Consider the following 21,145-nt stretch of genomic DNA (forward strand, 5'->3'; position numbering starts at 1 on the left):
GAATATAAAATTAATAATATATAGTATTGGTTGAAATTTTTTGATTCATCAAAAAATTCCTTCATTTACTCTTAACTATTCACTATACATTCTTAACTCATATCATCTTTCACTTAATTATCGACTTCATCCAGTCCGCCTTTATACCTTTTTATATTTTTCTGCTGAATATTTTCGCCCCACTCCCGACATTGCCATAGGCACTGCTGGCAGTTTTGTTTCTGGATATGTTATTGAGTTTTCCTTTTATAAATAAAGCTTTCTCTTTCATGAGTCTGCCTGCTTCATTTTCAACTTCCCTTATATTTAGTTTCTCATAAACTTTTTTGGATTCAACCTTTCTGTCATTGTTAGAAATGAGTTCATTTAAGATGCACTGTCTTATTTTCATTTTATCCTGAAGATCATCAAAATCATCTTTTTTAAGTATTTCTACAATATCTTCCGTACATTTCTTATAATCGGTCAATATCTCTTCAACAGTTCTTTTCATATCACACCTCTATTTCAGTTAAGAGTGTAAAATTAATAGTATAGAGTTATGGTGAAAATTTTTTAACTCTGTTAAAAAATTTCTTCATTAATTTTCAACTTTTAACTGTTCTTACCCCAGGTACAGTGAAAGCGTGGACTGCTGTGCATTGAGCTGTTCCATGGCCACTTCCAGCTGTGTAAACTGATTGTAGTATTTTGTCTGGTCATCATTCATCCTGTCGGTTAACGTGTTTATGAGAAGCTGCTGCTGATATATCTGATCCGGAAGTGTACCTGTTCCTGATCCTCCTGTTACACTATAATCGTCCTGAAGATTAGCATATTTTGTAAGTGTGCCGCTGTTCAGCGTAGTTCCTATTACTCCCACATTCTTGTCTATTATGTCACTTATTCTCTGGAATATCCCTGACTGATTGAATTTGTCAGTAGCATCTGTACTATCGGAAGTAGTAGTAAAAAGCTTCATTATCTCATCTGCATGATTGTTAAGAGCATCTGTAAACTTCTGCTCATCTGTAATGCTCAGCTTTGCCCCTTCACTATAGTCATCTGAAGTATCAATTCCCAGTGCATTGTCACCTATGCTTCCAAAATAAATTGTGGATACACTTTTGCCACTGCTGTCCACAACCGGAGTATTAAAAGCACTTGTGAGGTTATCTAAAAGCTGCTGCAAGTTGTCATCATTTCTAAGTATACCTTCCTTGGCCTTGTTCTCCCAGTTGGTTATATCAGTATCACTCATTTCCTCTTTCTGCGCATCTGTAAGAGGAGCATAATCATAGTCCTTTTTCTCGCTGAGTTTGTCCTGTATTTCTCCAACCAAGTTATTGTATTTATCTATGAAATTTGTAATAAGGTCATGTACTTTTGAAGTGTCCTGAGTTACAGATATGCTTACAGGACTATCTGCTACAGCATCAACAACTACACTCTGACCTACCTTATCTTTAGATATATCGGAATTTGTAGAATTCACATCTGAAATACTGTATGTTACTCCATTTACAGTAAAATTATTTGAACTCTGCCTGCTCACTATATAACTGCTTGAACCTGGTTCTTTTATAGCAACCAGGGCATCATTACCAGTTCCTGTTTTATCTGTTATTCCAAGCTTACTTAAAACACCATTGTTGTCAGTAACAGAAATCGTTGAGCTGCTTCCAGTCGTTGAAGTCTGAATTGAAAACTGTCCTGTCAGTTCATTGAATTTTGCAGTAACAGCTCCCCCTGTCTGATTTTTAATGGCGTCCTCCAGATCCTGTATGGTTGATGAATCCGTTGCAGTAAATGTAACAGTTTTACTTCCTGCAGTGCCCCCATTATTATAGTCCAAAGCAAGTGAAATATTACCACTAATCCCAAGATCACTTAGTTTAGTAGCACTGCCTGATTGTGCACTTATTTGCGAGCCAGTTAAATTTGCAGCTGATGCCAGCTGTTTTATCAATATCTTATAATTCCCTGCTGTAGCTGTTGCTGATGCTTTTCCACTTACTGTAGTGGCATCGGAACTTGATGCTGTCATATTGTTATAGCTGTTTGAAGACAGTAAATAACTCGTACTATTTGTTATATCGAAATAGGTGCTCTGTAAATCCTTTACGTCCTTTATTATGCTCTGGTAGGCTTCCTGCCTCCATTGTATTAACTGCTGCTGCTGTTTTGCCTGATCTATTTTTGTCTGGTCTGCCGTCAGCATTTTTTTTACCATTGCATCTATGTCAAGCCCCGTGTTCAGTCCTGTAATCCTCAGCATGTTCCCGCCGCCGGCACCTGTTGCACCCACAGGCATGCTGCTTGTACTGTCTGCCATATTTATACCTCCCTTTATTCAATTGACAATCTTTGGCCAATTCACATTTCACAATTTTGGTTAAAATTTTTTAATGAAATTAAAAAATTTCTTCATTAATTGTGCATTGTGCTCTGTGAATTTTCAATTGTTCTTCCCTGTCTTTGAAATCCTGTAAGCCTGCTCCCAGGTGTCCTTTACATTTTCTATAATTGGAATTACCTCATCCATTATTGCTGCATCTTTTTTTATATTTGCATCCGTAAGTTTTCTAACTATGAAGTCATATACGGCCATTAGGGACTGTCCCCAGTTTCCTGCCTTTTTCACATCAAGCGTTGACATCAGTTCATAAAATACATTTTCAGCTTTAACTATATTCTCGTGTGCTTTCTTAACATCTTTATCCATTATTGCCTGCTTGCCTATTTTCGCAAATTTAGCTCCTCCATCCACCAGCATCAGAAGCAGCTGATCCTTGGAAGCAAAATTTACACTGTTGGTTTTATAGGTATTATAAGCATTAGCAGTATACATGCTAATTCCCCCCTTATTTAGTTGAAAGTGGAGAGTGGAAATTTGAGAGTTTCGTTAGAAAATCTTTCTTTACTCTCCAATTTCAATTTTCAACTATCAACTCATTTTTTAACATCTATAATACTTCCCCTGTTGTCCACTTTTGAAGTTGAATTTTTTTCCTCTCTAAAGGCATCGACTTTTACTTCTTCCACCCTGGTAGCCTTTACTACTATTTTCTTTTTGTTTTTTCCCTGCTTATATTTTCCAAGTTCTGTTTCAAAATTTCCCTGCTCTTTTTTCCCTTTATTCTTGTTATTATTGTCTATAAATATCTTTCTTTTATTATGGACTTTATCGGCACTGGTAGTTTCCTTTACTCTACGCCTCACTTCAGGGTCTATCTTATTTAACTTGAATTCCATAACAACACCCCCTTTTTCAATTCACAATTGTCAGTTCACAATTCACAATTCAGGTTGGAATTTTTAATGAAATTAAAAATTCCTTCGTCAATTGTACACTGTGCATTGTAAATTGTGTATTGAATTAAGCTTTTTCGTCCATAAAAAATCCTGACATTTCACAAAACTTCTCAACCATATCCAGTATTTTTTTAGGTGGTACTTCCTTTATAACTTCGTTGGTGTCATCATCAAGCACTTGTACTACAATATCCTTGAATCTACCGTAGATTTCAAATTTTAGATGAGTCTGATTTTCATTCATTATTTTATTTGCTTCATCTGCTGCATCCTTCGCATTTTTTACAGTTATATTTTCCTGATTGACCTTTTGTACTGTCCTATTCTGCAGAAGTTCTGAAACTTCATTATTGTAAACTCCGGCAGTTGTTCCAGATGTACCTGTGCTTAATTTTAAAGGCAGCTGTCCTCCTTGACCCATACCTGTAACTTCCATGCTAAACACCTCTTTATTTATTTTGCACCTGAATTTATTTTTTTAATTTTTTAAGCAGATTCATATCTGAAGCTGCTGCATCCCTATTTTCCTTTTTTACCTCATCATACAGTTCTTTTCTAAGTATAGTTACATTTTTAGGTGCGGATATAGAAAGCTTCACTGTACCTTCCTCTATTTTTGAAACAGTTACTTCTATATTATCACCAATTAAAAAGGATTCTCCCTTTTTTCTGCTTATAACCAGCAATCATGCTCCCTCCTCAAAAAGTGGGTATTTTATGGGATAATCTGAATTATCCAGTATTATTTGTTCCCCAATTTTTTTATTTATATTTATAATCAGCGGAGCCTTTAGATTTGCTGTTATATTTTCTATTTTCGAACTGAGAGTCACCGTATTCAAAACCAGCATATCCTCATAACTTCTTATGCCCAGTTCTTGCCTTTTATCCTCGTCTAATTTGAATTCATAACCCCCTACTACATTAAATGGTGAAACGAGAATAATACCTATGGCTAAATCCTCTATGGATTGGAGTACATAAAACATTTCATTTTCTTCTGCAGGAAATATTATGTATTTTTTTAAGTGCTCCAATCCGGGAATACCCTTTTTAAAGGTTATTATATCTTTTTCATCATAATGTTTCACACCGTGATACTTTGTCTTTAATTCCATATTATCATCCTTTATTTAGTTAAGAGTGTATAGTGTACAGTATATAGTAATGGTGGAAATTTTTTAACGGAGTTAAAAAATTTCTTCCTGAACTTTTAACTATTAACTATTAACTTTTAACTGATATAGTCCATAAGCGTAGGCTGCATTATCCTGGCTCCAGTCTGAAGGCATGCCTGATAGATTGTTATCATGGTTGCATATTCTATGGTTTTTTCCGATATATCTATATCCTCTGTTTTTGAGAGTATGTCAGTCATGTCCACTTTAGAAGAAGAGTTTTGATCCGATAATCCATCCATTCTCTTTTCCTTGGCGCCTATCTGGGAATCCACCTTGAGCACCTGCTTCGAAGCTGCATCTATATCTATAAGATCCTGATTTGTAAGTTGCTCTTTAGCCTTATCCTGATTGTTAACCCATGTATAGTAAATATCATCTCCATCAGCATCTTTTTCTATATCTCCATCAGCATTCAATAGTGGCGTTGCCCCTTCATCAGTTGCCTTTATTTTATTCCCCTCAGCATCTTTACAGTCCCATACCTGTCCCGCCATATGATGTTCTATCCTGTCCATCAAAAGTCTTATATCATCATTATCCCCGGAACCATATTTCATCACATCCACCGCTGTGGTATTGTAATCCAGAACAACTCCCTGGGATACCTCTATATTTTTGGAAGCTCCTATGTTTTCCAGATCCATGCTGGAAAGCTGCTTGCCATTGACCCCTGATAAATTATCAATATCAGTACTGCTTATTTTTATGATTTCACTACTATTTACAGCCAGAAATTTTATATTGCCGTCATTGGTTTTCACAACATTTACTTTATCCCTGAAATCAGGATTGGACTGTATTTGAGCATTTAAATTTTTAACTGCATCATCTATGTTTTCAGGATCTCCTCCATCCAAGCTTTTGGCATTTAACGTCGTTATTTCTTTATCAACAGTTGTTCCATCACTTTCAAAAAGATCAAGCTTTATATTTCCACTTGTCCACTGGTCTTTATCAAATCCATCTGACACCACATCAGGGAGATAATCTACCGTATTCCCATCTTTATCTGAATAATCTATTCTGACACAGCCTTTATAAACATCCGTGCTGCGGATTATATCATAAGTTGAAGTACTTACAGGTTTTGAAAGCCCTGCAGTACCCCCGAATACATACTCTCCCTTGAAGTTTGTATTTAAAAGCTGTGCAATCTGTGATACCTCCTGATTTACTTCATCGTTGATCTTATCCATTTCATCCTGGGTATAGCCTCCATCTCCGCCGCCCTTCTCCAGGTTGTTTCTTATCTTTGTAAGCACAGTATTGAGCTGAACAAGAGCTGTATCCGTGGTCTGCATCCATCCCTGGGCAGCTTTTATATTCACGGCATACTGGGCATTGTAATCTATTGAAGTCTGAAGCTGCATTGCTCTCTGCACATTTATGGGATCATCCGAAGGCTTCGAGAAATTCTTCATGGAAGACATCTGCGTTTGAATTTTACTTAAATTTGTAAGATTTCTCTGCATATCTGAAAGAAAATTATTCGACAATAATTTATTTGTTACTCTCAAAAATCACACACCCCTTTCTTTAATTAACAATTCACGATTCACAATTATTTTTTGTAGTCTTAACTATGGAATTTAGTATCTTACATAACTCTTTGCATTTACACAATATAGAATTCTCTTTATTTATATAACCTGTGCTAATCAGCAATTCAATCCAGTATTCCGTTTCATTTGCTTCTTTCAATGCTATATTCATTTTAGAAAGAAAGTCTCTCTTCGATTGGCCGCTTAACGCCTCTTTAACATTTGCACCTATACTGGTTCCCGACTTAAGAAATTGCCTAAATAAAATATATTCTCTTCTTTCTTCACATAGTTTTTTATACAAATGCACTATATCAATGGAAAACTGAAAGGATTTTTTCTCTATTACATTCAAACTCATACTTTAACTCCTCGAACAATAATATTTATTTAAAATATCTCCACATTTCAAATAAATATTCCTTTAACTGTCCATTGTGCATTGTCAATTGTCAGTTATCCATTGTATAACTATTTTTTAAGTCCATTTACCACTACATCCAAAAGTTCATCAATTGTCGATATCATCTTTGCATTTGCCTGGTAGCAGTGCTGGAATTGTATGAGATTTGTCATCTCCTCATCCATGGAAACCCCTGATACAGATTCCCTTGACTGGGTATAGTTGGCGAGCTGGGTGGCTTCATTGCTCACCTGAGTTTTTGCCTCCTGCTCCTGCATGCCAACTTTGTTCACCAGATCATCAAAGTAATTGTCAATAGTGGAGCCTCCCGTCACGCTTCCTACAGAATACACATTGTTCAACTTGTCATTTGTGGAAAATATGTCTTCAACCAATTCATCTCTAGTTGAAGTTGAAGTCACACTTTGTATATTCATAAGACTGTTTGCCAGCTGTGCTATTGCTGCGGCCCTGTTTCCATCGGTACTGTCATTGAGGGAATTTCCCTTTGAATCGTATTTGGTGGCAGTTTTTATTTTTGAAGGATCATTTAAGATGGCCACATTTACTGTTATGTTCCCAGCATTTATGTTCTTTTCATCATCAGCACCATAAGTGGAAGATGCAGGATCTGCATTTACAAAGAAATTGTTTATGCCGCCTTCATGAGACCCAGCATTGTCTCCATCTGCAACCCAAGTGCTGCTCTGGCTTATTATGGAATTTACGGAAAGAGCAAGTGCCTTAGCAAATTTATTCAGCGTATCTTGATAATCATCCACATTCTGCTGTACAGCCATATATCCCTTTAACTCACCCGTAGGCGGCTTGAAAAGCATAAGCTGCTTAAAATCCACAGGTTCAGTGCCATCAAGCTTTTTTCCGTCTGTAGCAATTTTATTATCTCCATTTGTATCCTTATAAGCCATACCAGTACTGTCGGCCCAGAGCACCCTGCTCTCATCCAGTTGCTTTGCCTCATCTGCTGTCATAGTGACTGTAAGTGTAACTTTATTGTTAGCATCCGTAAGAGTATCCCCTTTCTTGTAATATACAACAGTATAAGTACCGTTTCCGCTGGCATCGACTGAGTTAGGATCTATGCTATTTATATAAGAAAAACTGGCTACATCATAACTGTCCGGATTATCGGACTGGACTATATTGAGCGGATTACCGTCAGTTCCAATAGGTGCTGTACCATCGACTCCATCGCTTGAGGTGGTGACGTCAATGCCGTCCAGAGATCTCTGGTTGATGGTTATGCCAAATTCACTGCTCAATTGATCCAGGAGAAGATCCCTGCTGTCCATGAGATCATTGGGGTTCTGTCCGGATATCTTGACATCTTTAATCTGCTGGTTCAATTTGGATATCTGGGACAGCATGCCGTTTATGTCCACCACCAGGTTTTTTATCTCGGTATTTGTATTGTCCTTGATACTTGTAAGCTGTGAATAAGTGCTGTTTATGCTGTTAGTCAGCTGATAAGCCTGCTGGGCAACGGTGCTTGTATTTTCTGTGGAGCCTGACAGGTCCTGCCATGAACTAAAAAACTGCTGTATAAGCGAGGAAATTCCAGTATCCGTAGGTTCGTTCAGGGCATTTTCCACCTGAGTCAGATATTTATCCTTAGCTGTATACTGGCCGCTTACACCCATCTGCACCCTTACCTGGTAGTCCAGAAAAATGTCCCTTATTCTATCTATAGAGGCCACCGTCACTCCTGTTCCCAGCTGTCCTGCGCTAGCTGGACTGTTCATGCTGGGCATGGTATAGGGCGGGGTGGTTACAAGATCCGCCCTCTGCCTGGAGTACCCGTCTGTATTTGCATTTGCTATATTGTGAGATGTCACATTTATTGCCGTCTGCTGCGAAAAAAGCCCGCTCTTTGCTGTATTGAATATTGAAAACAATCCCGGCATTTAATCAACTCCTTTTTTCCAATTTACAATTTTCAATTGACAGTTGACAATTTTAGGTAGAAATTTTTAATAGAATTAAAAATTTCATCATTAACTGTTAATTGTCCATTATCAATTGTTAACTCTCAATTATGCATTGTACATTGCTAAACTATCTGCTCTTTCCCAGTGCGTTGTAGGTAACTGCTTTTCTGGCTGGATTGAGTGCCCTGAGCATCTGGTTGGTAAATACAAGCCACTGTTTTATAAGGGCCTCGTTTGTATCCTTTTGCAGCTGCATTTTTCTGAGTAATTCCACTATATTTTCATAGGTTTTTTTCATATTTTCATCCTTGGATTCTGCAATAACTTCTCTCATAGGTCTTTTGTCTGTAATTTTTCTTCTTTCCACTTCCCAGAAAGCTACGGTTTTGCTCTTCTCCTCCAGTACTTTCACTATTTTATCCAGTTTAAACACTTCTCTTTTTAAAAGGTACTGATTTTGATCCTCCAGGGCCTTAAGAAGTTCTTTTAAAACTGAATACTCGTTTTCCATTATGTTCATCAACTGCAGTGACACCGCATCTCACCTCCATAGAATTATGGGGAGAACTATAATATTTTCCCCTTCATGGCATCTAAAATTCTAGATGCCACCAATTTTTTATCTACATTATAGGTTCCGTTTTCCACAGCCTTTCTTATACTTTCTATTTTTTCTTCAGAACTTATGAATTTATCCTCAGGAGAATAAGAACTCAAACTTTTTCCTGCAGACGAAATTTCAATGGAATCCTTTTTATCCATATTTTTAATTGTCACGTGCTCTTTCTTATTTCCCCCGTAGATATTCAATGCCTGGTTCAAAATGATCCCATTAATCTTCATATAAATACACTCCCTTAAATTCAACGACTCCAAATGTTCTTTGTCATTAATAATATTATCGGGTATATATATTTAAGGTTTATACTTTGGATAAAAGATAAACATGTTATTTTAGGACCAAAGTCCCCTTAAATTCCCACTTTAACGCTATATATCAATTCAATTATAATTCCCATTAAAGGTTACTAATATCAAAATTGAAGAGCCAACAGAAAATGAAGATTTTCAGCAGAAACTGAAAACCAACCAAAACCATCAACTCTTCACTCTCAACTCTCAACTGTAATAAAACCTATTTCAGGGATTTGATCCTCTCCTCGTTGCTCACAATACCCGTTATCCTCACACCGAAATTTTCATCCACTACTACGACTTCGCCGTAAGCTATCTTCTTTCCGTTTACCAGTATCTCCACAGGCTCCTCGGCCAGTTTATCCAGTTCTACCAGAGATCCCGTACCAAGATTCAATATGTCCTTGATATTCTTTTTGGTTCTTCCAAGCACTACCGATATCTCAAGCGGCACGTCCAATATCAGATCTATATTTCTGGGCACATTCTCCACGGTTTTAGGTTTGCCAAGGGGTTGAAATGCCGCCTGCTGCACCGGTACCTGTTTCTTAACCGCACTTGTTTCTATAGGCTTTTCATTTATGCCGCTGCCGGAAGGTGCACTGCTCTGCTGCGGCGGAACGGAAGAAGCTGCTGCGGCCTGTGAAACAGCATCACCAGAAGGTGCTTCACTTTTGTTTTCAACTGCTTTGGCTTTGGATTCAGCTGCTGCTTCCTCCTCTCCTTCCTGACCCATCATTATGGAAACTATTTTTTTTGCAGTTGCCAGAGGAAACAGCTGCATTATATGGCTGTCTACTAATTTACCTATTTTAAGTGAAAAGGACACCTTGATCACAGATTCCTCGTCACCTATTCCCTCGGACAGCGGCTCTGTGAGATCCGTCCATATTTTTGATTTAGGAGGGGATATATTCACCTCTCTCATAAACATGGTGGCCATGGAAGTGGCTGCAGAACCTATCATCTGATTCATGGCTTCAGATACCGCACTTACCTCTATTTCACTGAGTTCAGATTTCTTTCCATCCAGTTCACCGCTGTTTCCCATCATGAGATCTGCTATAACAGCTGCATCTGTCACTTTCATCACAAGAAGGTTTTCACCTACTATTCCTTTGGTATACTGAACTTCCAGCGCAATATTGGGAATTTCAAACTCATTTCTCAATTTTTTCAAAGTGGTCAAAGTCACCACGGGAGTAGTTATATTCACCTGCTGGTTTATTATTGTAGAAAGCGCTGTGGATGCAGATCCCATGGATATATTTCCTATTTCCCCCAACAGATCTTTTTCTACATCCGACAATTCGGAGGTATCCTGGGAGCCAGTTTCTGACGCCGGATCTGCTTTATTTTCTTTATCTTTCTTATTGTCTCCTCCGTTTAAAAGTGCATCTATTTCTTCCTGTGAAAGAAACCCATTCCCATCATTCATAATTTTCCACATCCTTACTTATAATATCTAGTATCTCAACGCCCATGTTTTTCCCTATTATGCCAGGCTTTCCATAACAATATACCTTGTCTTCTACCATCATCTTTATAGGACTTTTAGTGTTTTCATTTAAGGTAATCACATCTCCTATATTCAGATTCAAAAATTCCTCCACTGTGAGTCTGGCAGTTCCAAGTACGGCAGAAAGCTGCATTTCAACTATATTGAGCCTCTTTCTGAGCTTTTCTCTGGACTCATTTACTACATCCTCATCGCTGTCCTGAAACCAGTACTGTACCACCAGCTTATCCAATACCTTCTCTATACTCAGATAGGGAATGCATATATTTATGAAAGTATTGCTTTTACCCATTTCCACAGAAAAAGTTATAAGCGCCACGGGATCATTAGGTGCAAGAGTTTGATTTAATGCGGGATTCGTCTCAATTCCCTCTACTTCTGTCTCCACCGACATTACATCTTCCCAGGCCAGTTTTAAATTGGATATAAGTCCTGCATTCACCACTTTTATAATATTTTTATCTATATCTGTGAATTCCCTGGCTTTATACTTACCCGTTCCACTTCCCCCCAGGAGGAGATCTATAATTTCAAATACGAACTGCGGATTTATTTCAAACAGCACGGAGCCGCTTAAAGGCGGCATTTTAAATATGGTAAGTACAGTAGGATTTGGCACAGAGTGAATAAACTCCTCATAGGTTATCTGCTGTACTGATTCCAGTTTTACTTTTACATTACTTCTTACCTGTGCAGTCAAATAGTTTGAAATTATTCTGGCATAGTTGTCGTGAATAAGTTCCAGAGTTCTTATATGATCCTTAGAAAACTTCTGCGGACTTCTAAAATCATAGGGCTTTACTTTTTGCTTTTCCTCTTCTTTAGGCACTTCATCAGGAGTAAGTTCTCCTGCAGACAAGGCAGCTAAAAGGGCATCTATCTCATTCTGTGATAATACATCTGCCATTCTCTTCCCTCATTTCTCGTGAAAATTCTAATTTGAAAGAAGCTTGTCTATATCGATTAGTGTAACTACTCTATTTTCAAGATTTACTATTCCCTCTATATAGGCTTTTTTTCTTTCATCATTTATCTTCTCAATAACATTTTCTTCTAGATCCAAAACTTCATCCACCTGATCTACAGTTACACCTACCAGTTCATCTTCCATTTCCAGTATTATTATATTGTTTTCACTCTTGTCACTCTTGGGAATGTCCATTAAAAGATTTATATCCAAAAGTGATATTACATTTCCCCTTAAATTTATAAGCCCTTTTATGTAGGCCGGTGCCTTGGGGACCCTCGTTATTTCCATTGCATCATTTATACTTTGAACCTTAGCTGTTTCCACAGCAAATTGCTCGTTATTCAATCTAAATATAACAACCTGCATATCTACACCTCCATGCGCATATGGATACATAAACTATGTACTTGTAAGCTGGCATATCAAAGTCACAGTTTTATACGTATTTTAACAAAGTTTAACATTGAATTTAATACTACTAAAATATTTCGTTATAAATTATATTACCTTTATATTGGTTGTGAAATTTTAACTTTAATTTTACATCTTACTATGAATTCACAACTTTACTTATTGCCTCCAGTACTCTATCCGGTTGAAATGGCTTTACAATAAAATCTCTCGCACCAGCTTTTATTGCATCCATAACCATGGTCTGCTGTCCCATCGCGGAACACATTATTATTTTGGCGCTTGGATCCAAAGCCTTTATGGCCTTTACGGCCTCAATACCATCCATATCCGGCATTGTTATATCCATTGTCACTACATCAGGTCTTTCCTTTTTATATAATTCCACAGCTTTTATACCATTGTTTGCCTCTCCTATCACTTCAAATCCGTTTTTCTCCAATATATCCTTTATCATCATCCTCATAAATGCAGCGTCATCCACAATTAATATTTTAGCCATTTTTTTCCCTCCAAAATTATATACTACTGTTATTATCCTATTCCTAAAGCATTTAAAATTTTTTCAAGAGATCCGGGCACAGGAATATAATAAAAATGCCCGCTCACCTTGCTGTTATTTTGCATAAGCAGTGTTTCTATATCAATGACATAATCATCAAACTGTCCTGATTCTATAAATGTAGTTGAAAGTATGGCCCCCAGCATGTCACAGGTAACTGCAGGTACAGAAGGTATAACATACAATCCTGTAAATTTAGCCATGGAATTCATATAAGAACTGGCTATTATATTTCCAACTTCACATACAACGGAATTTCCCATCTCATCAATATACTCTTTTTTCTGGCTCGTAAGCATGTATATGAGATCCAGTGCAGTATTCTTTTCAAATATAAATAGTATATTTCCAGGTGCATCACCCAGTATTCTGACTATTACCCCTACAACTATTTCATCTCCTCCTATACTCTGGAAGATGTCCTCAAAGGGCACAACATTTATAGAAGGTACAGTCATGTCAACTTTTTTATTCAAAAGCTGGGAAAGAGCTGTAGCAGCGTTTCCTGTACCTATATTGCCAACTTCTTTCAGTGCATCCAGCTGTATAGGAGTGAGCTCCTTATAATTCATACCTATCCTCCTCATACTAGGTAAGCAACATCTAATATAAGTGTTACAAGTCCATCACCAAGTATTGTTGCCCCCATGTATTCTTTCAGGTTCTGTAGTGTTTTTCCAAGAGGTTTTATTACAATTTCTCTCTGCCCCAAAAGTGAATCCACCATGAGTCCTACAGTTTTCTCTCCTACTTTAACTATAACAATATATTTCTTCTTGCTGTCCGATTTTTCAATTCCCAGTTTCTCGTACAGCCTTATAAGCGGTATAACATTTCCATTATATATTATAACCTCCCGGTTGCTTGTCATTTTAACCATATCATCGCTGTAATCTATAACTCTATCTACATATCCAAGCGATATGGCCATGGTCTCATTTCCCGCCCCTATAAGCAGTACCTGAATTATCTGCAGCGTGAGAGGCAGCCTTATTATAAAGGAAGAACCCTTGTCTTTTTCACTTATGAGATCTACGGTTCCCCCGAGAGAGGATATTTTGGTCTTTACTACATCCATGCCAACTCCCCTGCCTGAAATATCAGTTACTTCCTTATTGGTGCTGAAGCCCTGCATGAATATCAGATTTTTTATATCACTGTCCGACATCCCATCGGTATTTATACCCATATCCTCTGCTTTTTCCCGAACCTTGTCTACAGGTATTCCGCCTCCGTCATCTTCTACTTTTATCACCGCCTTGGTCCCTTCCTGATAGGCAATGAGTTTTATCTTTCCCACGGGATCCTTTCCCTTTGCAATTCTCTCTTCTTTAGGTTCTATACCATGATCCGCTGCATTTCTGATGAGGTGGATAAGGGGCTCTCCTATTTCATCTATTACTGTCCTGTCAAGTTCCGTGTCTGCTCCCTGAATTATAAGTTCCATTTCCTTATCCAGTTCAACGGATAAATCCCTTATCATCCTGGGAAATCTGTTAAATACTGTGTCCAGCGGCAGCATCCTGATTTTCATTACCAGATCCTGGAGATCAGAAGTGGTCCTCGCAACCTGCTCCAGAGTTTCATTCAATTCCGTCAATTTGTAGTTGCTGCTTATCTGCTCAAGTCTTGTCCTATTTATAACCAGCTCAGACACCATGTTCATGAACTTGTCCAATCTTTCCAAATCCACTCTCACAGACTGATGGATCTTCTTGTGATTTTCCTTTTTTGAAGTTTTTTTGCTCTCCTTTTTCTTAGTGTCCGCAGCAGCAGGTTTGGGCTTTATATTTTCAGCCTGACTTTTAACTTTAGCTTTTATCTCGCTTTCCTTGGCCGCATCTTCCTTAACTTTTTTCGCCTTTACCGATTTTATATCCACATTTTCTATATCCACACTTTCCACTTCGGATATATTTTTCAAGGTATTATAAACTTTTTCTTCATCACTTTTAGTCAGAAAAACAAGCTGTATTTCAAATTCAAAGTTCTCACTTTCTATATCTTCTGTACCGGGGATGGACTTTATTATCTCCCCGATCTCCTCCAAATTTTTAAATATCAGAAAAGCTCTGGCCGACTTCAGCAGTGTACTCTCGCTGAGGTTGATTTTTATCTCATAGGCATTAAAGCCCTTATCCTTTGCCTGTTTAACCACATTTATATCATATTCGTTCAATTTTACAGAAGAATTGTCTATGTCTTTGGCTTCTACTTCACTGTCTGTTTTATTGTCTTCAGCTCCCACATTTTCCCTGCCGGCGGATGCTTCTTGAGGATTTCCCGAAATCTTTTCAAGTTCCTCTATAATGCCTTCAATAGGCACTTCTTCATCTACTTCATCTTCTATATTTTTTATCATCTGCTCAAGGGTATCCAGGCATTTAAACAATACCGTTACTACATCTTGCGTAACCTTAAGTTGGCCGTCTCTGAATTCAGACAATACGTCCTCCATCTTATGAGTCAATTCCGCCACTTCATTAAATCCCATGGTAGCTGCCATTCCCTTTATGGTATGTGCAACCCTAAAAATTTCATTCACCTTATCTATATTATCCGGTTCCTGTTCAAGCTGAAGCAGCGAATCATTAAGTGTCTGTAAATTATCCATTGCTTCCTCAAGAAACATAGCCATATACTGTGATGTATCCATTTTCCCCCTCCTTATAGCTTTCTGTACATAAAGGTAGATGCCTTCTCAAAACCATAGTCCCTGTAATTATAGATGCTTTCAGTAGCTCCAACAAACAGCAGTCCCCCTTTTTTCAGGGATTGACTAAATTTTTTATATATTTTATCTTTTATGTCCTGATTAAAATATATCACCACATTTCTGCATATTATCAAGTCAAAATTGTCTTCATAGCTATCCAATATCAAGTCGTGTTTTTTGAAGGTAACCAGATTTTTTATCTTATCACTTATAATATATTTATCGTCCTTTAATGTGAAATACTTATTTAAATATTCCCTTTTTACATTTTTTATTTCCGATGAAACATATTCACCCTTTTTGGCCCTCTCAATTATAGTACTGTCTATATCTGTTGCAATTATTTTATGCCTTCCCCCGGGGCTCAGTTCATCTAAATAGATGGCCACCGAATAGGGTTCAGCTCCGATGGAACATGCTGCACTCCATATCTTCAAATAGTTATTTCGAGAAAGCAGATCTCCTTTTAACTTGATTTTAAGCTCCTCAAATATCTCTGGATTTCTGAAAAATTCAGATACATTTATAGTTATGAAATCCAGGAATTTCTGCCTCTGCATCCTATCCACTTTTAAAAGCGCTATATAATCCTCTATGGTTTTCACTCCAACCCTGGACATAAGACTGTTTATCCGCCTGTGCAGCTGATTTGGTTTGTAGGCAGACAGATTTATATTGAATTCCCTCAGAACCCATTTTTCAAAATAATCCATATCCACAACCATAAGTCTACCTCCTGCCGAGCTTTATTATCTTTAAAATTTCGTCTGCTATTTTATCTATGGGCAGGACCAAATCTACCTTGCCGGTGGCATAAGCTGCCTTAGGCATGCCGTAAATAGTACAGGTGGATTCATCTTCTGCTATGGTGATTCCACCACTTTTCTTGATCTCAACGGTTCCATTTGCACCGTCTCTTCCCATGCCAGTTAAAACCACACTTATGATATTCTCCCCATATACCCTCGAAGCAGATAAAAATAACTTATCCACTGCAGGTCTTACCCCCCATATGGCAGGTTCTTCATTTAAATGTATTTTTCTGTCCCTCCAGACTTCCATGTGAAATCCGCCCGGAGCTATGTAAACAGTATTTTTCATTACATCTATGCCGTTCTGTGCTTCCATCACTTTTATATCTGAATTGGAATCAAGTCTTTCTGCAAAAGCTTTTGTGAATCCTACAGGCATATGCTGCACCACAAATACAGGCACCCCCATGTCTTTTGGGAATTGCGTTATGACTGTATACAGCGCTTTGGGTCCTCCTGTAGAAGCTCCTATTACTACGGCATCTACATTTCTCCTGAGCTCAATTCCACCGTCCATTTCATTTCCCGGATCTGCCTTTATGTAATCAGCAGCTGCCCTTTTAGGGCCTTCATCTTTATAAACTGGATCTGGTATATTTTTTATCCTGCTTACATTTCTATAAGCTGCCTTTATTTTCTTTATGAGTTCAGCTTGGACTTTATTTATATCTAGAGATATGGTGCCGGACGGCTTTGGCAGAAAATCAAATGCACCTGCTTCAAGGCATTCCATAGTAAGCTTCGTACCTTCTTTGGAGATACTGCTTAAAACTATTACAGGTATTTCAATACCTCTTTTCTTCAACTCACCGAGGGCAGTTATACCATCCATCTTTGGCATTTCCACATCAAGGGTTATTATATCAGGCATGCCTTTCCAAAAATTCGTGGAAAGCTTGTCTAAAAAATCTTCACCATTTCTTGCAATGCCTATGACCTCCATAGATGGATTATTGTTTATCATATCCGAAATTATTTTCCTCATAAGCGCAGAATCATCTACTACTAAAACCTTAATTTCCTCCAAATTGCTATCACTCCATTAACCTTTAAATTTCTTTTATTCCTATTCCTACTGTCTTTATCTTAACCCTGCCATTGTAAGTATCAAATATCATGGTTCTTCCTTTATTGCCCCCCAGATCTTCCGCCAATATGGAAATAGAGTACTCCTCTAGTATATGTTTTACAGCATTTCCATTTCTATTTCCTATATCCATAATCATACTTTTATCTGAAAAGTTGAACATGGATGCTCCTCCCGCTATTTTTGCCTTTAAGTTCTTTCTATTTACACCTAATTTCTCCAATTTTTCTATGAGCAGAGGGATAGCCAAATCAGCAAATTTCATGGGATTCTTTTTATTGCTGAATTGAGTGCTGTCCGGCAGCATTATATGTGCCAATCCTCCTACACTTATTTTATCGTCATACAGTGCTATGCCCACACAGGAACCCAAACCAATGGTTATAATTTTATCTGGGGAACCGGCTGTATTCATGTCTGCTATTCCTACCTTTATTTCTTTTCCCTCCATAAATATGCAACCTTTCAATTTAAATTATATGAGTTCCTTTTCCTTCTCCGTCAATATCCTTGCCATATTTAAAAATATTACTATCTTATCATCTATTTTAATAAGTCCCTTGATATATCTTTTTGATATTCCCGCTATTATTTCAGGTGGTACTTCTATATTATCGGTATTTATATCTCTTACTTCAGATACTACATCAACTATTACGCCTATTTTATTTTCATCCTGCTTTGTAACTATGATCTTAGCCTGATCCTTTTTCTGCTGGGATTCAAGTCCAAACTTTTTAGCAAGGGATATTACAGGAAGTATATTTCCCTCATAATTTATTACCCCCTCCACAAAATCAGGTGAATCAGGCAATTTTGTAGTTTCTTCATATCCTAAAATTCTCTCTATCTCCATAATATCTGTAGCATAGTATTCTTCGCCTATACTAAATATCAACACTTTTATTTCCTTATTGCCCATTGTCAAAAATCCTCCTTAATTATTTTAAAATAATCTATGACTTTTACAGGACGAATTTATCTACTACTATAAGTCCGTCCTTTAAGTAAGCATGTACACTTTTACTTGGTGAATCCAGAACCATCTCCCTGTTTCCCACTTTAAATACAGTATTATGATAAGCTATGTCAGCCCATATATGGCCCTTGCTTCCTACCTGGAGTTTTGTAGACACTCCTGCCATACTCCCAACAACCTTGCATTTGATCTCCCTCTGAGATTTTAGAATTCCTCCTCTTGCCACACTTCCTTCCCTTGCAAATTCAATAGAATCATTAGCTGTAATAGTCGATACATATTCTCCTTTTCCTGTAATTATTACATTACCCGAACTCTGTATATTTGAGTCCTGGCAGTATGATAAACTCACATTTACCGGAAGCGCAAGGGTATCCTCAAAATACTTTATTTTATCACTTATTTCATCTATCAACTCATTTAATTCCAAATAATTTTTTATACTTATAGGTCCTATTCCCATAAGTTTTGTCCTTATATATCTAACTATTTCATCTTCTCCATCCTCTTCATTTTGAGTGTTCAAATCTGCAATTACATTTATACCCAACCTCAAAAGAACTTTAAATTTATTTTCCAATAGTACTTTTATTATTTCTCCATCACTTTTATCGCGTCCAAGCAAATCATAGGATTTTATCTCCTTTACCACTTCAATTAATTTGGCCAAGTTCTCATTGAATTTTTTCAGATGTTCCAGAGCATGGAGCTTTGTTACATTTTCTCCTCCGCCGCATATTTTCGATGCAACAACACTGCCAACTACAGCTACATCGCCTAATGCAGTTATAGTAGCTCTCTCCACTTCCCTGTCTATGACAAGGTCATTTCCACACTCCACTTCCATTCCCTCTTTTACATCACCGTGTACAACTATATCTCCTATATACTTTACATTTCCAGTACTCAGATCCACATCGCCATTGATCTCATGGACCTGATGGACATAAAAAGTATTCCCATTTACAGAAGGTTTTCCGCTGACAGCTGCTTCAACTGTATTTTCATCTTTAAGAAGGCAGCCGGTTCCAGCTTTGAGCTTCAACTGCTTTCCATTTTTAAACTTTTTTATTTTCCCGTATACATCATATCCATTTTCACCTTTAGTGCCCACATGTCTTACTGCAATTACATCTCCCTTTTCTACTGCATTTACAGCTCCTATGCTTTTAAAATCCACATTACCTCCCACATCCTCTTCCAGGTCTGCAAAAGTTTTAAATTTCACTTCTATTAGATCATCTTTTCCATTTACAGGTTCCTTTCCCTGTGCTACAAGAACCCTCTCACTAATTTCTACAGCTTTTTTCAAATTTTCTTCTATTATACCATAAACTACTTTATTATTGGATAATTCTTCTTTAATTTCTTCCACAGTGTATTTAGCAGGGGAAACACTCTCTAATATTTCAGTTTTCAAGCTGGCTTTCTGGCTTTCTTCCATATCCTTCAATGCGTATTTATTTTCAGGTATATATTTAACTTCCGCGTAAGCTTTCATTTTATCATAGGACACGTGCATGTTGAGTTCTCTTCTGGGTTCATCCTTATGAAAAGTCACTTCTATACTGCTGTTTGAAAAAACTTCACACTTTTTTTCAACTTCAGCCCCATCCACAGAAATCGACATATGCTTACTTCTACAAATTACTGCAGGTTTCCCGTCCGCTGCAGGATCTTTTACAATTATCTTCCCCTTAACCACTTTGATGGTTCCATTATTCTCATAGGACTTTAAAGGTGCCATATCTTTTTCGTCATCATCTATCAAGACTTCAATTACCGTCTTCTTTTTAAAAAAGGATTTTTTCTGCTTTAACACTTTATATTTTAACTGTTCTTTGGGTTTATTTAACTCATAACTGGCGGATTTCAAACAGTCTTCCAGTGAAACTCCCTTAAATATCTTTTTCATCTTAAACAATCACTCCCCTGTTTATTTAAAACACAAAATTCTCTATATCCTTTCTTATCTTCTCGTTATATGCCCCCATTATTTGAAGTAGTATTTTATTATTTGAAGAATTAAATTCAATATTTCCCACGCTCTTTACAGGAAGTACCTTGGGAGAAGTGCCTGATATAAATATGGCGTCAAATTTATCTATTCCCCTGTAATTCACATCTTCCTCCAGTACCTCCAATCCCAATCCAAGGCAGATCTGCATTATAATATTTCTGGTAGTCCCGGGCAGTACCCTTTTAAGAGGTGCCGTTATAACCTTTTCACCTTTTATCATAAATATATTGGACTTGCTGCCTTCAGTTATATTACCTTCATCATCCACAAGTACTGCTTCAAATATACCGCTTTCCGTTATCTTCTTATTCACCCGGACCTTAAACTTCCTATTTATCACCTTGGCATTTGGATTTTCTCTTTCAATGTGAAAAAAATCGGTTTTCACCCCCACTTCATAGTCCCTTGAAGTTGGATAATGGTGTTTTACAAAATATGCCAAAAACTTATTATTTTTATAAAAATTAAATATAAGCTTTACATTGCCGCTGTAAATTTCATTTATATGTATCAATTTAAAGATACTGTCCACAATTTCTCTTCTGCCGAGCCACAGTTTTAAGTCTGTTATATTAGAAGAATTATTCAGTCTATCCAGATGAGCTTTTAAAAATAAAGGTTTTCCGTCTATTATTCGAATTACTTCATACAGGGACTTTCCCTCTTTAAATATATTATCTTCAAATTCCTCCCTTTTTCTTATTTCATCATTGTATAAAAAAAAGTTACTAACACATTCACTCATTGTAAACCCCTTCTTTAAAATTTAATAAAATATTAATATTA

General features: G+C 37.1%; 24 protein-coding genes. All 24 read right to left on the reverse strand.

All coding sequences use genetic code 11. The features are described 5' to 3' along the window. Positions 1-151 precede the first annotated feature (151 nt). The 24 genes from J5G60_RS07165 to J5G60_RS07280 all read right to left on the reverse strand — a co-directional run bounded on the left by J5G60_RS07165 (position 152) and on the right by J5G60_RS07280 (position 21,104). Positions 152-493: a hypothetical protein gene (locus tag J5G60_RS07165; RefSeq protein WP_150355769.1), complete on the reverse strand. Its 342-nt coding sequence runs from the start codon at positions 491-493 to the stop codon at positions 152-154. A gap of 111 nt (positions 494-604) precedes the next feature. Beyond that, the gene (gene fliD, locus J5G60_RS07170) at positions 605-2,314 is read right to left on the reverse strand and encodes a flagellar filament capping protein FliD (protein ID WP_150355768.1); all 1,710 of its coding nucleotides are present in this window, start codon (positions 2,312-2,314) and stop codon (positions 605-607) included. A gap of 123 nt (positions 2,315-2,437) precedes the next feature. After that, the gene (gene fliS, locus J5G60_RS07175) at positions 2,438-2,830 is read right to left on the reverse strand and encodes a flagellar export chaperone FliS (RefSeq protein ID WP_150355767.1); all 393 of its coding nucleotides are present in this window, start codon (positions 2,828-2,830) and stop codon (positions 2,438-2,440) included. 101 nt (positions 2,831-2,931) lie between these two features. Beyond that, positions 2,932-3,234, reverse strand: a complete 303-nt coding sequence (locus J5G60_RS07180) for a hypothetical protein (protein WP_150355766.1) — start codon at positions 3,232-3,234, stop codon at positions 2,932-2,934. Positions 3,235-3,358: 124 nt separating this feature from the next. Further along, positions 3,359-3,730, reverse strand: a complete 372-nt coding sequence (locus tag J5G60_RS07185; protein WP_150355765.1) for a flagellar protein FlaG — start codon at positions 3,728-3,730, stop codon at positions 3,359-3,361. A 34-nt stretch (positions 3,731-3,764) separates the two neighbouring features. Further along, on the reverse strand, positions 3,765-3,980 hold the full coding sequence (gene csrA / locus J5G60_RS07190) for a carbon storage regulator CsrA (RefSeq protein WP_150355764.1): 216 nt from the start codon (positions 3,978-3,980) through the stop codon (positions 3,765-3,767). Beyond that, complete coding sequence (gene fliW, locus J5G60_RS07195) at positions 3,981-4,412, reverse strand: flagellar assembly protein FliW (protein ID WP_150355763.1); 432 nt, start codon at positions 4,410-4,412, stop codon at positions 3,981-3,983. Between the two features lie 116 nt (positions 4,413-4,528). Next, complete coding sequence (locus J5G60_RS07200; RefSeq protein ID WP_150355762.1) at positions 4,529-5,992, reverse strand: flagellin N-terminal helical domain-containing protein; 1,464 nt, start codon at positions 5,990-5,992, stop codon at positions 4,529-4,531. Between the two features lie 31 nt (positions 5,993-6,023). Next, the gene (locus tag J5G60_RS07205) at positions 6,024-6,377 is read right to left on the reverse strand and encodes a four helix bundle protein (RefSeq protein WP_150355761.1); all 354 of its coding nucleotides are present in this window, start codon (positions 6,375-6,377) and stop codon (positions 6,024-6,026) included. A 110-nt stretch (positions 6,378-6,487) separates the two neighbouring features. After that, positions 6,488-8,344 carry a flagellar hook-associated protein FlgK gene (flgK, locus tag J5G60_RS07210; protein WP_150355760.1) on the reverse strand — a complete coding sequence of 619 codons (1,857 nt, stop codon included), beginning with the start codon at positions 8,342-8,344 and terminating at the stop codon, positions 6,488-6,490. Between the two features lie 151 nt (positions 8,345-8,495). After that, positions 8,496-8,903, reverse strand: a complete 408-nt coding sequence (gene flgN / locus J5G60_RS07215; RefSeq protein ID WP_150355759.1) for a flagellar export chaperone FlgN — start codon at positions 8,901-8,903, stop codon at positions 8,496-8,498. Between the two features lie 32 nt (positions 8,904-8,935). Then, on the reverse strand, positions 8,936-9,211 hold the full coding sequence (gene flgM, locus J5G60_RS07220; RefSeq protein WP_150355758.1) for a flagellar biosynthesis anti-sigma factor FlgM: 276 nt from the start codon (positions 9,209-9,211) through the stop codon (positions 8,936-8,938). A gap of 292 nt (positions 9,212-9,503) precedes the next feature. Further along, complete coding sequence (fliY, locus tag J5G60_RS07225) at positions 9,504-10,721, reverse strand: flagellar motor switch phosphatase FliY (RefSeq protein ID WP_268905679.1); 1,218 nt, start codon at positions 10,719-10,721, stop codon at positions 9,504-9,506. Next, positions 10,714-11,709, reverse strand: coding sequence for a flagellar motor switch protein FliM (fliM, locus tag J5G60_RS07230; protein WP_150355756.1), 996 nt, complete (start codon positions 11,707-11,709; stop codon positions 10,714-10,716). Before fliM ends, fliY begins: the two co-directional genes overlap by 8 nt. A 27-nt stretch (positions 11,710-11,736) precedes the next feature. After that, positions 11,737-12,138 carry a chemotaxis protein CheW gene (locus tag J5G60_RS07235; protein WP_150355755.1) on the reverse strand — a complete coding sequence of 134 codons (402 nt, stop codon included), beginning with the start codon at positions 12,136-12,138 and terminating at the stop codon, positions 11,737-11,739. A 184-nt stretch (positions 12,139-12,322) separates the two neighbouring features. Next, complete coding sequence (locus J5G60_RS07240; protein WP_150355754.1) at positions 12,323-12,685, reverse strand: response regulator; 363 nt, start codon at positions 12,683-12,685, stop codon at positions 12,323-12,325. 32 nt (positions 12,686-12,717) lie between these two features. Then, a complete protein-coding gene (locus J5G60_RS07245; RefSeq protein WP_150355753.1) occupies positions 12,718-13,317 on the reverse strand; it encodes a chemotaxis protein CheC in 600 nt (199 codons plus the stop codon). A gap of 11 nt (positions 13,318-13,328) precedes the next feature. Next, complete coding sequence (locus tag J5G60_RS07250) at positions 13,329-15,401, reverse strand: chemotaxis protein CheA (protein WP_150355752.1); 2,073 nt, start codon at positions 15,399-15,401, stop codon at positions 13,329-13,331. An 11-nt stretch (positions 15,402-15,412) separates the two neighbouring features. Next, positions 15,413-16,180: a CheR family methyltransferase gene (locus J5G60_RS07255; RefSeq protein ID WP_150355778.1), complete on the reverse strand. Its 768-nt coding sequence runs from the start codon at positions 16,178-16,180 to the stop codon at positions 15,413-15,415. A 10-nt stretch (positions 16,181-16,190) separates the two neighbouring features. Beyond that, positions 16,191-17,300, reverse strand: a complete 1,110-nt coding sequence (locus tag J5G60_RS07260) for a protein-glutamate methylesterase/protein-glutamine glutaminase (RefSeq protein WP_150355751.1) — start codon at positions 17,298-17,300, stop codon at positions 16,191-16,193. Positions 17,301-17,322: 22 nt separating this feature from the next. Further along, a complete protein-coding gene (locus J5G60_RS07265; RefSeq protein WP_150355750.1) occupies positions 17,323-17,811 on the reverse strand; it encodes a chemotaxis protein CheD in 489 nt (162 codons plus the stop codon). A 24-nt stretch (positions 17,812-17,835) separates the two neighbouring features. Then, positions 17,836-18,282 (reverse strand): chemotaxis protein CheW, encoded by a 447-nt coding sequence (locus J5G60_RS07270; RefSeq protein ID WP_150355749.1) that lies wholly within the window; start codon positions 18,280-18,282, stop codon positions 17,836-17,838. 43 nt (positions 18,283-18,325) lie between these two features. After that, positions 18,326-20,254: a DUF342 domain-containing protein gene (locus J5G60_RS07275; RefSeq protein WP_150355748.1), complete on the reverse strand. Its 1,929-nt coding sequence runs from the start codon at positions 20,252-20,254 to the stop codon at positions 18,326-18,328. Between the two features lie 25 nt (positions 20,255-20,279). Further along, complete coding sequence (locus J5G60_RS07280; RefSeq protein WP_150355747.1) at positions 20,280-21,104, reverse strand: aminotransferase class IV; 825 nt, start codon at positions 21,102-21,104, stop codon at positions 20,280-20,282. Between the last annotated feature and the right edge of the window lie 41 nt (positions 21,105-21,145).

Origin of the sequence: Clostridium sp. HV4-5-A1G, from assembly GCF_900184915.1 — a bacterium.
GTDB lineage: Bacteria > Bacillota > Clostridia > Clostridiales > Clostridiaceae > Clostridium_B > Clostridium_B aromativorans.

Excerpts from the sequence above, each read along its gene's own strand:
- J5G60_RS07165 (WP_150355769.1), bottom strand. The coding sequence starts at position 493 with ATGAAAAGAACTGTTGAAGAGATATTGACCGATTATAAGAAATGTACG.
- fliD (WP_150355768.1), bottom strand. The coding sequence starts at position 2,314 with ATGGCAGACAGTACAAGCAGCATGCCTGTGGGTGCAACAGGTGCCGGC.
- fliS (WP_150355767.1), bottom strand. The coding sequence starts at position 2,830 with ATGTATACTGCTAATGCTTATAATACCTATAAAACCAACAGTGTAAAT.
- J5G60_RS07180 (WP_150355766.1), bottom strand. The coding sequence starts at position 3,234 with ATGGAATTCAAGTTAAATAAGATAGACCCTGAAGTGAGGCGTAGAGTA.
- J5G60_RS07185 (WP_150355765.1), bottom strand. The coding sequence starts at position 3,730 with ATGGAAGTTACAGGTATGGGTCAAGGAGGACAGCTGCCTTTAAAATTA.
- fliW (WP_150355763.1), bottom strand. The coding sequence starts at position 4,412 with ATGGAATTAAAGACAAAGTATCACGGTGTGAAACATTATGATGAAAAA.
- J5G60_RS07205 (WP_150355761.1), bottom strand. The coding sequence starts at position 6,377 with ATGAGTTTGAATGTAATAGAGAAAAAATCCTTTCAGTTTTCCATTGAT.
- flgK (WP_150355760.1), bottom strand. The coding sequence starts at position 8,344 with ATGCCGGGATTGTTTTCAATATTCAATACAGCAAAGAGCGGGCTTTTT.
- flgM (WP_150355758.1), bottom strand. The coding sequence starts at position 9,211 with ATGAAGATTAATGGGATCATTTTGAACCAGGCATTGAATATCTACGGG.
- fliY (WP_268905679.1), bottom strand. The coding sequence starts at position 10,721 with ATGAATGATGGGAATGGGTTTCTTTCACAGGAAGAAATAGATGCACTT.
- fliM (WP_150355756.1), bottom strand. The coding sequence starts at position 11,709 with ATGGCAGATGTATTATCACAGAATGAGATAGATGCCCTTTTAGCTGCC.
- J5G60_RS07235 (WP_150355755.1), bottom strand. The coding sequence starts at position 12,138 with ATGCAGGTTGTTATATTTAGATTGAATAACGAGCAATTTGCTGTGGAA.
- J5G60_RS07240 (WP_150355754.1), bottom strand. The coding sequence starts at position 12,685 with ATGGCTAAAATATTAATTGTGGATGACGCTGCATTTATGAGGATGATG.
- J5G60_RS07245 (WP_150355753.1), bottom strand. The coding sequence starts at position 13,317 with ATGAATTATAAGGAGCTCACTCCTATACAGCTGGATGCACTGAAAGAA.
- J5G60_RS07250 (WP_150355752.1), bottom strand. The coding sequence starts at position 15,401 with ATGGATACATCACAGTATATGGCTATGTTTCTTGAGGAAGCAATGGAT.
- J5G60_RS07265 (WP_150355750.1), bottom strand. The coding sequence starts at position 17,811 with ATGGAGGGAAAAGAAATAAAGGTAGGAATAGCAGACATGAATACAGCC.
- J5G60_RS07270 (WP_150355749.1), bottom strand. The coding sequence starts at position 18,282 with ATGGGCAATAAGGAAATAAAAGTGTTGATATTTAGTATAGGCGAAGAA.
- J5G60_RS07275 (WP_150355748.1), bottom strand. The coding sequence starts at position 20,254 with ATGAAAAAGATATTTAAGGGAGTTTCACTGGAAGACTGTTTGAAATCC.
- J5G60_RS07280 (WP_150355747.1), bottom strand. The coding sequence starts at position 21,104 with ATGAGTGAATGTGTTAGTAACTTTTTTTTATACAATGATGAAATAAGA.